This is a genomic window from Actinomadura syzygii (genome assembly GCF_008085905.1).
Taxonomy (GTDB): Bacteria; Actinomycetota; Actinomycetes; order Streptosporangiales; family Streptosporangiaceae; genus Spirillospora; species Spirillospora syzygii.
Map to the genome: position 1 here is coordinate 505719 of NZ_VSFF01000002.1, position 13109 is coordinate 518827.

General features: G+C 74.5%; 3 protein-coding genes. 2 read left to right on the forward strand and 1 reads right to left on the reverse strand.

Translation table 11 applies throughout. The features are described from left to right. Window positions 1-113 precede the first annotated feature (113 nt). A complete protein-coding gene (locus tag FXF65_RS06365) occupies window positions 114-2150 on the forward strand; it encodes a phosphocholine-specific phospholipase C (RefSeq protein WP_148348748.1) in 2037 nt (678 codons plus the stop codon). A gap of 34 nt (window positions 2151-2184) precedes the next feature. Beyond that, window positions 2185-2997: a class I SAM-dependent methyltransferase gene (locus tag FXF65_RS06370; protein WP_148348749.1), complete on the forward strand. Its 813-nt coding sequence runs from the start codon at window positions 2185-2187 to the stop codon at window positions 2995-2997. Between the two features lies 1 nt (window position 2998). Here FXF65_RS06370 and FXF65_RS06375 read toward each other — a convergent pair whose 3' ends face one another. Continuing rightward, window positions 2999-13108 (reverse strand): Tc toxin subunit A-related protein, encoded by a 10110-nt coding sequence (locus FXF65_RS06375; RefSeq protein ID WP_148348750.1) that lies wholly within the window; start codon window positions 13106-13108, stop codon window positions 2999-3001. Window position 13109 lies beyond the last annotated feature (1 nt).

A 13109-nucleotide genomic window follows, 5' to 3' on the forward strand; every position in this document is an offset into this window, starting at 1 on the left:
GCGCGAGAGCTTCGGCGGGCGTTCCGGCCGCGTATACGCGGCCGCCACCGGCGGCCATGACGATCTTTCGGGATTCGGACGCCCCGAACCGTCTCGTCGCCGGGAGGCACGGTATGAGCGAGGTCAGCCGCCGGAGGTTCCTGCAATTGGCCGGGGGGATGACGGCGCTCTCCGCGCTGCCCCAGAGCATCGCGCGAGCGGTCGAGATCCCGGCGGACCGCCGCACGGGCACCCTCCGCGACGTGGAGCACATCGTCGTCCTGATGCAGGAGAACCGCTCGTTCGACCACTATCTCGGGACGCTCGCGGGCGTGCGCGGCCTCGGCGACCCCCGGCCGGTCGTCCGGCCCGACGGGAAGCCGATCTTCCACCAGCCGGACGGGACGGCGGACGTCCTGCCCTTCCACCCCGAGGTGGACGACCTCGGGATGCGCTACCTGTACGGCCTCCCGCACGGCCGGAACGACGGGCACCAGGCGTTCAACAACGGCAAGTACGACCGGTGGATCGCGGCGAAGTCGAAATACACGATGGCCTATCTCGACCGGGACGACATCCCGTTCCACTTCGCGCTGGCCGACGCGTTCACCGTCTGCGACGCCTACCACTGCTCCTATCTAGGCGCGACCGACCCGAACCGCTATTACATGCTCACCGGCCACACCGGAAACGACGGCGCGGGCGGCGGTCCTGTCCTCGGCAACGAGGAGAAAGGGTACGGGTGGACCACCTATCCGGAGCGCCTGGAGAAGGCGGGCGTCTCCTGGAAGGTCTACCAGGACGAGGGAACCGGCCTGGACGCCGCAGGCGGTTGGGGCTGGACCGGCGACGCGTTTATCGGCAACTACGGCGACAACTCGCTGCTGTACTTCGACAACTACCGCAACGCCCGCCCCGGCGACCCGCTCTACGAGAAGGCGCGCACCGGCACCAAGGCCGCCAAGGGCGAAAGCTACTTCGCCATTCTCGAAGACGACGTGAAGAAGGGGCGGCTCCCGCAGATCTCCTGGATTCCCGCGCCTGAGGCGTACAGCGAGCACTCCAACTGGCCGTCCAACTACGGCGCCTGGTACATCGCCAGGGTCCTGGACGCGCTGACCGCGAACCCCGAGGTCTGGAGCCGGACCGTCCTGATCGTCACCTACGACGAGAACGACGGCTTCTTCGACCACGTCGTCCCGCCGTACCCGCCGCTGCCCGGCACCGCGAGCGCGTCCACCGCCGACACCGCCACGGAGCACTTCCCCGGCGGCGGCGGATACGTGGCCGGGCCGTACGGGCTCGGCCCGCGCGTGCCGACGTTCGCCGTCTCGCCGTGGAGCAAGGGCGGCTGGGTCTGCTCGCAGACCTTCGACCACACCTCGATCCTCCAGTTCATGGAACGCCGCTTCGGGGTGCGCGAACCGAACATCTCGCCCTGGCGCCGCGCCGTCTGCGGCGACCTGACCAGCGCGTTCGACTTCTCCCGCGCGCAGCCGCGGCCCGCCGGGCTGCCCGGCACCGACGGCTACCTCCCGCCGGACCGCGACCGGCACGCCACCTTCTACCCGGCGGTTCCGGGCACCGCGCAGCCGCTCGGGCAGGAGCGCGGCCGCCGCTACACCCGTCCGCTGCCGTACGACCTGGACGTCGGCGACACGGTCGCGGCGGGCCGCGTCACCCTGCGGTTCGCCGCCAAGGCCGGAGCGGGCGCGTGCTTCTACGTCACCGCCGCCGGCCAGGACCCGCGCACCTACACGGTCGAGCCCGACCGCGCCCTCACCGGGACGTGGACCGGCGACGCCTACGACATCTCCGCGCGCGGCCCGAACGGCTTCCACCGCCGTTTCGCCGGACGGACGGACACCCCGCTCGCCGTCGAAGCGCATATCGAGAACGACTGGATCCGGCTGGCGCTCCTCAACAAGAGCGCGAAACCGGTCGAATTCACGATCGGCGACGGATACGGCGACGGACATGGGGCCCGGCCCAAGAAGGTCAGGGTCCGGCCGGGCGGGCGCGCGAACCACCGCGTGCCGACCGCGCGCAGTTCGCACTGGTACGACCTCACCGTCACCTGCGACGCCGACGCCGCCTTCGTCCGCCGCCTGGCCGGTCACCTGGAGACCGGTCGCCCCGGCCTCACCGACCCGGCCGTCAAAATTCGCTAACTCCGGAAGCCACCGGCGACTTATTCTCGCCACCATGACCGAACCCGACCACAATTCCATCAACAAGGCGCTCTGGGACGAGCTGGTCCCCATACACGTCGCCAGCGACTTCTACGACGTGCCCGGCTTCAAGGCGGGCAACCAGACGCTGCGGGACTTCGAGCTGGACGAGGTCGGCGACGTCAAAGGCCGCAGCCTCGTCCACCTGCAATGCCATTTCGGATTGGACACCCTCTCCTGGGCCCGCCAGGGCGCCGAGGTCACCGGGCTGGACTTCTCCGGCAAGGCCGTCGAGGCGGCTCGCGCCGTTGCCGAGGAGGCGGGGCTCCCCGCGCGTTTCGTCACGTCCGACGTCTACGACGCGGCGGCCGCCCTCGGGGAGACCTACGACATCGTCTACACGGGCCTCGGCGCTTTGTGCTGGCTGCCCGACCTCGACCGGTGGGCCGATGTCGTCGCGTCGCTGCTGCGCCCCGGCGGGTTCCTTTATCTCGCCGAATTCCATCCTTTCGCCGACACCCTCGACGACGCGGAAGGCCGGACGGTCGTCCTCGACTATTTCCTCGACGGCCCGCGGATCTGGGACGAGCCCGAGACCGGCAGTTACGCCGACCCGGACACGCCCGTCCAGAACAGCCGGTCGGTCGAGTTCGTCCACGGGCTGGGCGAGGTCGTCTCGGCCCTCACCGGCGCCGGGCTCCGCATCGAATTCCTCCATGAGCACGACTACACGCTCTGGCAGCGGTTCGCCGTGCTGGAACGGCACGGCACCGTTTACCGTCTTCCCGAAGGCCACCCCCGGCTGCCGCTGATGTATTCGATCCGGGCCACGAAACCCTCTCCCTGATCTAGTGCCTCCCGGCGTGTTGCTCGGTCGTGTAGGTGCAGAGGAGGTGAAGGGCGGTGATGCCGCCCGGGACGTCCGGGAAGACCAGTTCGGCGGACGGGTGCGGCCGCACCGGAAGGTCGACGTCGACGACGCCGTGGAAGAGGCACGGCCATTCCGCGCTCGCCACGCAGTCGACCGGGACTCCGGAGCACGAGCACGGCTCGTCCGGACGGTGCCCGTGATGGGCGTGGAACACGGCGGGCAGGAGAGACCGGCAGCCCGGCTCGTCCAGCTCAGCGAACAGCTCGACCCGGGTGACGCGCAGGTCGCAGCCGCCGGGGACGTACGGGAACAGCTCCCTGGTCAGCCGCAGCGGCAGCCGGTGCCCCGGCCGCTGGAGGCGGTACCAGTCGTCGGGCAGGTCGCGCCGGACGTCCACGAGTCGGACCCCGGCGCCGGGGAGTCGGTGCGCGGCGGCGGCGCGGGCGGCGGTGCGCAGGACGTCGCCGCCCTCCCGTGACGTGTAGTTGAGCAGCATGACGACGTCGCTGACGCTGGCGAGCGGGAACCGGTTGTCCTCCGGCGGAAGCTCGACCCGCCACCGGCTGACCGCGCCGCGGAACTCGAACGGCAGGTACCGCTCGTCGCGGAAGTTCAGCTCGAACATCCCCGAGTCGTTCTGCCCGCTGGACGTGGCGATGGCCTCCGTCGCGTCGTAGGCGTGGACGATCCGCGGGTCGTCCGGCCCGGCGTCGTACCCCGCGGCCGGAGCAGGCCCCGAGGCGCAGCACTCCCCGCAGGCGCACGGGCAGGCGCGCGGCGTCCCCCCGCCGGTGCACCGGCACGGGACCGGCGCGCCCGGAGCACGGGCGGCGTCGCAGCACGGGGCGGGCGCGTCGCGCAGGGACGGTTCGACGCGGGTCTGGCTGCTGAGCAGGGTCAGGCGGCAGTTGACGCTCGTGTACGGCCCGACGACGCACGGGATCGTCAGCGTGACGTTCCTGATCCGCCGCATGTAATGGCCGGGATGGTCGAGGTCGAGGAGCCATTCCGGGATCTCGATCTCGCAGTACCCGGTCTGCTGGAGCTGGAGGAACGCCACCGGGAATTCGGCGCGCAGCGACAGATGGCGGGCCAGCTCGTACTCGCGGCAGTTCTCCTCGACGTAGGCGGTCTCGATCTCGCGCAGCGCCAGGTGCAGGCGGTCACCGGCGAGGAGCCCCTCGCGCAGCGTGTCCCAACCGGGGGAGGGCAGCTCGGGCGCCGGGGTGCCGCGCTCGTGGACGAAGGCCCGCCGCGCCCGCCGGGCGAGCCGCAGCGCGAGGTCGTAGTGCCGCCGGTGCAGCGCCGCCGTCTCCCGTTGCAGGTGCAGGTACAGCTCGGCGCTGGAGAACCGGTCGCGCAGGTAGTCCTGGACCTCGCGGGTGTTCTCGATCTGCCGCTCCTGGACCTCCAGGTCGCGGAGCGCCGCGTCGCGGTGCCGCTCGGCCGCGAGGATCTGCCGCTCGATCTGCTGGAGCTCGACGCCGATCACCTGGACCTGGTGGCGCCACTCGTCCTCGCGGCGCTGCCAGCCGCCCTCGGTCAGGCTGAGGCCGCCGGTCGTGTTCGCGTTCTCCGCGACCTGGGCGAGGATCCGCGCGGCCGTGCTGAACCCCGCCGCGAGCTTGTTGCCCAGCGGGAACTGGTTGAACTGGAGCGGGGTGCCCGCGATCCCGGCGACGCCGAGCCAGAAGTCGGGCGTCATGCCGAGGCCCTGCGCGACGGCCTCGGAGACGTTCCCCGCGATCCGCGACGCCGTCGACACCACCGTCATCGCCTCGTACCCCAGCTCGCCCGCGTTGTTGCCCGCCCGCAGCAGCGCCTGGTTGTAGGCCAGCCGGGTCAGCGCGCCCTGCTTCGTCTTCTGCAGCGCCTGCACCTGCCAGTCGGCCTCCCGCCACTGGAGCTGCCGCGTCCGCAGGCCCAGCTCGGCGAGCTGCCGCTCGTGCGCGGTGCGGAGCGAGGCGAGGGCCTCGGCGTCCCCCTTCTCGTAGGCGGTGAGCAGGGACGCGCCGAGCCCGCGGACCTCGCCCGCGAGGTCCAGCGCCTTCTGCATCAGGTAGGTGAACCGGTACGGGCCGATCGGGCCGTGGCAGGCCGTCCCGTCGCAGCCGTCCGCGCACGGGTCGGCCGGGTCGGCGGTCACGTCCGGGCCGCGGCGCAGCCGGTGCGCGTCGATGTCGTGCCGGACGAGCGCGAGCCGGTCGCCGACCCGCTCGTACAGGGCGAGCAGGCGGGGGTTCAGCGGCGCGGGCCGCGGCACGAAGTCCGCGAGCCCGACGTGGGCGCCGCCGGGCTCGCCGGAGATCCGGCGCGGTGACGGGCCGAGCAGCCGGGCCAGCACGTCGAACAGGACGCGGGCCTGCCGCGCGCTCTCCAGGTCGCCGCGCGCGAACGCGGCGTCCGCGGCCTGCGCGAGTGTCTCCGCGAAGGACAGCAGCACGTCCCGGCGGCGCGCCGCTTCGGAGTCGGAGTCGCCCGGACGCCACGTGTTGTCGGCGTCCAGCGGCCGGTGCGCGAGGCCGTACCAGGCGAGCGCCGCCTCGTGCCGGCAGTGCGCGCGCAGCGCGCCCGCGACGGCCGTCGCGACCGGGAACGGCGACAGCGGCAGCAGCGGCGCTCCCGGCGGGCGCATCGTGAAGTACGGGTAGGCGGCCATCCCGCCCGGCAGCGGAATGGGGGGCGTGTCGGGCGCGGTGACCAGGGGCAGGACGACCGCGTCGTCCAGGGGCAGGTCGTAGCGGAAGCCCGGCGCCGTGGGGTCGGTGTGGCCGACCGGCGGCGTGGCGTCGGGGACGGAGAAGCGGAGGGCGTCGTCCGTCCGGCCCTCGAACACGAGCCGCGCGACGCCCCGGCCGGGACGCAGCCGCACCGCCTCGGCGCTGCGCCGGGGCGGCTCGAACCGCCCGTCCCGGACCCGGCACCAGTGCAGGTGCGCGACCCGCGCCGGGGGCCAGCGCAGCAGGGCGGGCAGCTTGTCGCGGCGGTGCCAGTCGGACGTCTGGTCGGCCGGGTGCTCCGGCGTCGAGACGACGACCCCGGCGTCGGCGTCCTGCGCGGCGTCCGCGTCGTCGTACCCGGTGGCGGCGACGAGCCAGAAGTAGTACTCGTCGATCCCCTCCTCGGGACGGTCGTCGGCGCAGTCGCGGCAGCAGCCCGCGGCGTGCCCGTACGGCATGAGGTGCGCCGACGCGGGCGGGATCCCGGCCGCCGCGACCCGGACGAACGCGACGCCGAGCGTCATCGCCGCCGTCAGCCACAGCGGCAGCTCCCGCCCCTGCGCGGCCGGTACGACCTCGGTGGAGACGTCCCGCGCGGGCCCGTCGTCGGTCGCGGCGGCGACGGTCGCGGCGGGCAGCGCGATCGGTGCCAGCCACGACGGCTGCGCGGACGGCACCGGCCTGCCGAGCAGCCCGAGCCCCTCCGGCGCGGGCGTCAGCAGCCGCTCCACGGCGAGCGTCGCGTCCTGGACGAGGGCGAGCGACGGGTGCTCCGGCGGACGGGCCGCGCGCCACCAGGCCAGCCCGCCCGGGACCGGGACGGTCAGCTCGTCCTCGCGGAGCCGCGCGTCCAGCATCCGGAACGCCTCGGACCGGCGTGCCTCGCGCAGGTCGTCCCACTCGATCCAGTTCTCCGGGTACGCCTCGCGCCGCGCGCACGCGCGCCACTGGGCGAAGGTCGCGAACCGGTTCCGCCACAGCTTGCGCAGCCCGTAGGGGATGGTCAGGGACGGTTCGAGGCCGAGCAGCGCGCGCTGCACGAACGCCTGCACGGCGGCCGCGCCGTCCTCGATCCGGGTGACGCGCTGGCCGGGGCCCGCCTCGACGTCCTGGAGGAGCAGGTCGGAAAGGTCGCCGGGCGCGGCGACGAACCGCCCGGGACCGCAAAGGTAGGCGAGCAGGGCGTGGCGGGCGCGGGCGCGGAGCCCGTCGTTCAGGCGCTGGAGGTCGGTGTAGCGGCGCGGCCGTCCGTTCTCGATGAAGGCGTCCTCGACGAACCGGACGAGGTCGGCGGCGCCGGGCCGCGGCGGCGTCCCGACCGGCGCGGCGGGGTCGTCGGCCGCCCACAGGTAGGGGTGGGCGGCGCCGATGTCGCGCGGGACGAGGCGCCCGGTGATCCGGTCCAGGAGCCGCGAGGCGAGCCAGGCGCGGATCGCCCAGCGCTCGTCCTCCAGGTCGTGCGGGCCGAGCCGGTACGGGTCGGGCGGGACGTCGAGGTACACGCTGACGAGGGGCGCGTGCCGGGCGTCGACGCCGAGGTACCGCAGCATGTTGACCGGGTCGTCCGGCTGCTGCTCGGTCACCTCGGCGAACAGGATCCAGGCGGGGCGCTCGCGCGCCGTCCGGGTGTCGCGCCGCAGGTCGCGGTAGTCGTAGAGGCGTTCCCACACGTCGAAGAGCGCGGCCTGCCGGGGGCGTCCGGGATGGCTGCGCTGGTCGACGGCGAAGTCGGTGAGGTACGGGTCGCCGACCGGCAGCAGGTCGTTGGAGAGCCAGGCGTGGTGCGTGCCGAACGCCGCCGCCCCGGTGCGCGGATGGGACGTGCCCGCGAACGTCGCGCCGTGCGCGAGCAGGTACCCGAGCTCGGACTGCCGGTATCCCGCCACCGGTCGCGCGGACAGCCCGAACCGCCGCGCCACCAGCAGAGCCTTGAACGCGCGCTGGTAGGTGCGCCGGATGTCGCGCAGGCTGCTCGTGTAGAGGCCGTTCAGCCACGCGGCGGCGTTCTCGCCGGGGCGGATGGGGGAGAACGTCCGCCCGGCCGCGTCCAGGGTCGGGTTGCGGACCACGCCGTCGCCGAGCGTCGCGTCCTTCGCCGGACGGAACAGCCGGTCGAACGGGAGGGTGGCGACGGCGTCGCCGGTGTCGGGCCCCGCGTAGGCGAACCGGAACCCGGTGCGCGCGGCCTCGGTGTCGGCGCGGTCCGCGAACCGGGGCTTGTCCTGCTTGGCCTCGATCGTGATCTCGTAGGCGCCGCGCCGCAGCCGCAGCGGCCCCGACCGGTGGCCGGGCGCCTCGTCGCCGGGCAGCCCGTGGTTGAGGACGGTCCACACCCGCTGCCCTCGGCGCAGGACGACGCGCCAGCGCCGTCCCTCGCACCAGTCCCCGTGCTCATCGTGCTCGTGCTCATCGTGCTCGTGCCCATCGTGCTCGTGCTCGTCGTTGTCGGGGACGTGGCCCGCGTGGAATCGGTACGTGCCCTCGTGCTCCACCAGCAGGACGCCCTCCCAGCGCGCCGCGAACGGCTCCGCGCCGCCGAGCGGTTCGCCGGTCGCGTCCAGCAGGGCGAGGCCGTTCCGGACGCTGACGTACCGCTCCTGCTCGTCGGTCAGCTCCAGGTCCATCGCCGGGAGGACGGTCGGCACCGGCGCGTTCGTCGCGTTGCGGACGTCCCCGAACGGGTCGAGCGGCCCGCGCACCTCGCGCCAGCGCAGCGCCGCGCGGGGCTCGTCGGGACGGAACTCGCCCACGAGGCCGGTTCCGCGGAGGCCGAGCAGCGCGGCGAACGCGCCCGCGCCCGGACGCCACGGGTAGGCGACGTCCGGTGGGGCGCCGGAGTCGTCCTCCCAGGGGGTGAGGCCGAAGTTCTCGTCCGCCCACAGGCCGCGCAGGATCAGCCACGCCGCCTCGTCCGCGCCCTCGGAGTCGCCGTCGGTCGCGGCGGCGACGTGCCGGGCGAGATGCCCGGCGACGACATGGGCGCGTTGCACGAACAGCGCGTACGCCTTCTGGAACAGCGCGAACCGGGAGTCGTCGTCCCCTTCCTGGACGAGCGACTCGATCGCCTGCACCGGGTTCTCGAACAGCGCGGCGAACGGCGCCCACGCGGCGCGCGGCGCGAAGTACAGGTCGCGGACCGCGCGCCGCTCGGTCGGGTTGAGCGGACGCATCCGCAGCAGCCGTTCGAGGACGTCGGCGTCCCGCAGCGGCAGCAGGCAGTACAGCTCCTCGGTGGCGCGGTCGTAGGCGAAGCCGCCCTCCGGCGGGCCGCCCGCCCACATGTCCGGCGAGGTGTCGGCGGCGGCCAGCGGCACCGCGAACCGGGTCTCGGCGGCGGTCACCGGGATGCCGCGGCGGCGCAGCTCGGCGGCGAGGAAGCGGCGTCCGAGCAGGTCGAGCGGGTCGGGGACGCCGGTCGGCGCGGTGTACCCGAAGTCGGCGCGCAGCGACGCGGCGATCCGCGTCCAGGGCCAGGACGCGGCCTCCTCGTCGGTGACCGCGACGTCGCCGAGGGCGTCGCGGAGCGTCCAGAGCGAGTGCGGGCCCTGGCCGTCGAACGGCTCGGTGTCGCCCAGCATCAGCGGGTCGTCGGCGGCCTCGTTGCGGTCCTGGAGCGGGAACGGGTCGTCGCCGTCGAGATGGTCGCCGGTCGTGAACAGGAACAGCAGCTCCCCGACCGTGAACGGGGACAGGTACACCTTGAGCAGCACCTCGGCGAACCGCAGGGTCGCGGCGGGCCGGGAGTGCCAGGTGTCGGACGGGGTGTCCGGGTCGAACCCGGCCAGCACCGACAGCGGGTCGAGGTTCGCCGCGATGACCTTGAGAAGTTCGGGGCCGGCCTCCAAGGCGGGGTCGGCGCGTTCGGCGGTCTCCTCGACGCCGTCCAGGAGGAGGGCGACGGCGCGCTCCCGCTCGCGGGGCGTGGCGTCGCCGCCCGCCCAGAGGGCGAGCAGCGCGACCCGTCCGAGCGGGCCCGACTCGTCGCCGCCGCCGAGCGGGAGGCGCAGGTCGTCGCACAGGATGAGCAGCGCCGCGAGCTGGCGCGGGAAGTCGGGGTTCACCGCGCCGTCCGCGGTGAACAGGCGCAGGACGGCGTCGACGTCCGCGAGCGTCTGGAACGACAGGCCGCCGCCGCGGCGCGAGCGCAGCGCCCGCCACAGCCGCACGACCAGCATGAGCCGGACGAGCGCCGCCGCCCGGTCGGTGTCGCCCTCGCCGGGGAACCGGGCCCGGTACTCCTCCGGATCGCACGGCGGGCAGACCGGGAGGCGGCCGTCGCCCTCGTCCCGGCGGCGCCGCGCGATCTTCACCACGTCGAACGGGACGATCCCGCTCAGCTGCAGCTCGGCGAGCTCGCAGTACTCCAGGCCGGTGCGGGCGAGCAGCTCGGGCAGCCGCGCCGCGACCCGCGACCAGTGCGTCCGGCCGACGGTGGAGCGCGGGAACCCGTAGAGCCGCCACCCCGCCGGGACGTCCCCGGACGGCTCCTCGCCGGGCGTGCCCGCGAAGAACATCGCGTACTCGTGCGCGGTCAGGCACAGGTATTCGAGCGCCGTCTCCAGCCGGACGGGGTAGCGCCAGCGGTGCGCGGCGAAGCCGTCCGGCTCGTGGGCGGGGTCGAGCGCGAACTCGGTGATCCGCTTCCGGAACCGGCGCATGACCTCGTACCGGCTCGTGCCCGCCGCCCGCAGGTAGGAGCGGACGGTGTCGATGCCCTGGTCGTAGGGCAGCGGCGGCGCCCCGGGCTCGGCCCGCAGCGCGGCGTAGGCGGCGGGCAGCGGCGCGGACGGCGCCGAGTGCTCCGGGACGGCCGCGAGCAGCGTGCCCGCGTCGTGCCCGTCCGGGCCGCCGATCCGGTGCCCGCCGACCTCCTCGGACGCGGTGTCGAACACGACGCCGGACGGCGTCCCGCCCGACGCCACCGCCGCCGCGAGGTGCTCCAGGCTCTCGTTCACCAGGTCGCCGGACGGGACGGGCGTCGCCAGGTTCGCCGCCGACGCGGCCAGCCCGCCGAGCGTCCCGCGCCGGTCGGCGAGGAGGTCGCCGAGGTCCGCCGACTCCTCGGACGGGAACGGGTTCGCGCAGGTGCTCACCGCCGACAGCCGCAGCAGCTCGCTCAGGTACGCGACCAGCCCGAACGGGGACAGGTGCTCGGGCGGCAGGCAGTCGGTGAGCGTCCCGCGGTTGACGGGGGAGAACAGGTCCTCGCCGCCCGGCTCGGAGCCCGACCCGCCCGCCGCCTCCTGGATCTCGGGCGCGAACCGGTGGGCGACCGTCCCCTCCAGGGCGTGCTCGAACGCGTCCGGGGTGAGCCCGGCGACCGCCGCGACCGTGCTGAAGCCGCGCGCGTACAGCGCCTCCATCAGCGAGAACCGCAGCTCCGCGTGCGGCTGGCCCGGCGCGGCGAACGCGGTCAGGACGTGCAGCGCGTCGAGCGCGTCGAGCGCCGCGAGCAGCCACGCCCGCGCGTGCGGGTCGCCGGGGAACACGTCGAGGGCGGCCGACCGCGTCGCGTCCGGGTCGCGCGGCGTGCCCGGCGTGTACGTGCCGCCGCCGTGCGCCGAGTACGCCACCTCGAACGCGGCGAAGATGTTGGGCCTCGGCCGGGGCAGCGCGGACGGCGACTCCTCCTCCGGCGCCTCGCCCGCCGCCGTGGAGAACGGGACGGTCAGGAACTGCCGCAGATGCCGCAGGAACGCGTCGACCCTGTCCTGCGGCGTGCTGGACGTGCCCGCCTCGGTGAACGGCGGCAGCAGGTCGAGGCGCGGCGGCGCGCCCGGCGGCAGGAACAGCGCGCGCCACCGGTCCTCGGTGACCGCCCGCAGCTCGGCCGCCGTGCTCACCCCGAGGTCGGTGGCGACCGCCGCGATGAGCGGCGCGAAGCCGCCGGTCACGGCGTGCAGCAGCAGGCTCAGGTACGCGGCCGCGCCCGGCCCGGACGCCGTCGCGGGCACCCAGAAGTCGGCGTCGACGGTCGCGGTCGGGCCGGTGTGCGCGAGCCACGACACGATGAGCGGGCGGACCGCCGCGTTCACCGCGACCTCCGGTGCGGGCGCCGCCGCCTGCCCGATCGCGCGCAGCCGCCGCGCCGCCTGCGCGGGGACGAGCGCGCCGCCCGTCCCGCCGGGCCCGGTCGCGGGCGGCTCGGCGGCGCCGACCACGCCAGCCTCGACCGCCGTCTCGATCGTCACGAGCACCTTCGACTCGGCGTCGGCGCTCGCCATCGCGAACCGCTGCGCCACGTCCACCTGCGGGGGGAGCTGCGCGCCGAGCGCGTAGAAGTAGGCCGCCGGGACGACGAACGGCGGGTCGAGCACCGCGTGCGCCGGATCGCCGGTGAGCGTGACCGAGACGTGCCGGAGGGTCGTGCCGTCCCCGGCGCCGCGCGGCAGCGGCAGGGTCAGCAGCGCGGCGCGGGCCCCGTCCACCGGTCCCTGCGCGGGGCCGGGGCCGGTGAGGTTCTCGCCCGTGCTGAGCCGCTCGCACATCATCGCGGCCCAGACCGCGTACACGTACCCGCTGAGCCGCAGCGCGTTCCCGTCGTGGGTCGCGTAGTAGCCGTCGAGCTCGGCCTCGAACCGGCGGCGGTCGTTGTCGGCGCGGTCCGCGTCGACCGTGATGTCCGGCTGCGGGGTGGTGTACATCTGCGCGAGCGGGCGCGGCTCGGGCGGCGCCGGGTGGACCTTCCGGTCCCATTCGATCTCCGCCGCGACGTGCTTGGCCTGGGCCCCGCTCAGCGTGGTGCGCTGCGCGATGGTGCCGCCGTCCGCCGGGTCGAGCGCGAGCACCGCGTTCACGGCCTTGACCAGGGACGCGAAGTCCGGCGGGGTGCCGTCCTCCGGCAGTTCCAGGTGCGCGCCCGCGCCGGACGCGGCGGCGGGCAGCACCGCGTACGCGCTCGGCTGGAGCCCCACCACGTCGGTCAGCAGGATGGGCAGCGCGTCCACGGTCGTGACGACGGCGTTGAAGTCGATCCGCCGGTCGGCGATCGGGGCGCCGTCGCGGGTGAGCTTCAACCGCAGGTCGAACGACGTGCCCGTCGGATACTCGGGCCCGGTGGGCGGCGGGTCGACCACGATCACGGCGGTCGCCGCCGCGGCGGGGTTGCGTATGGTCGGCGGGGTCACCGGGCCTCCCCCGGTGTCGATGTAGTGCTGGACGATCGCCGTCCGCGTGAGATCGACGCCGAGTTCCGCGACCGAGACCGAGGTGAACACACCGCTCGCCGTGCCGAGGGACCTGCCCTCGGCGGTCGAGCCGAAGCCGAGGTCGAACGCCTCGACGGTCAGCCCCGACAGCGCGGCCGTGAACGCCTCGCCGCTCACCGGCCTGGTGGGGCGCAGCCTCACGACGATGAGAGTGGGCATG

Excerpts from the sequence above, each read along its gene's own strand:
- FXF65_RS06365 (WP_148348748.1), top strand. The coding sequence starts at position 114 with ATGAGCGAGGTCAGCCGCCGGAGGTTCCTGCAATTGGCCGGGGGGATG.
- FXF65_RS06370 (WP_148348749.1), top strand. The coding sequence starts at position 2,185 with ATGACCGAACCCGACCACAATTCCATCAACAAGGCGCTCTGGGACGAG.
- FXF65_RS06375 (WP_148348750.1), bottom strand. The coding sequence starts at position 13,108 with ATGCCCACTCTCATCGTCGTGAGGCTGCGCCCCACCAGGCCGGTGAGC.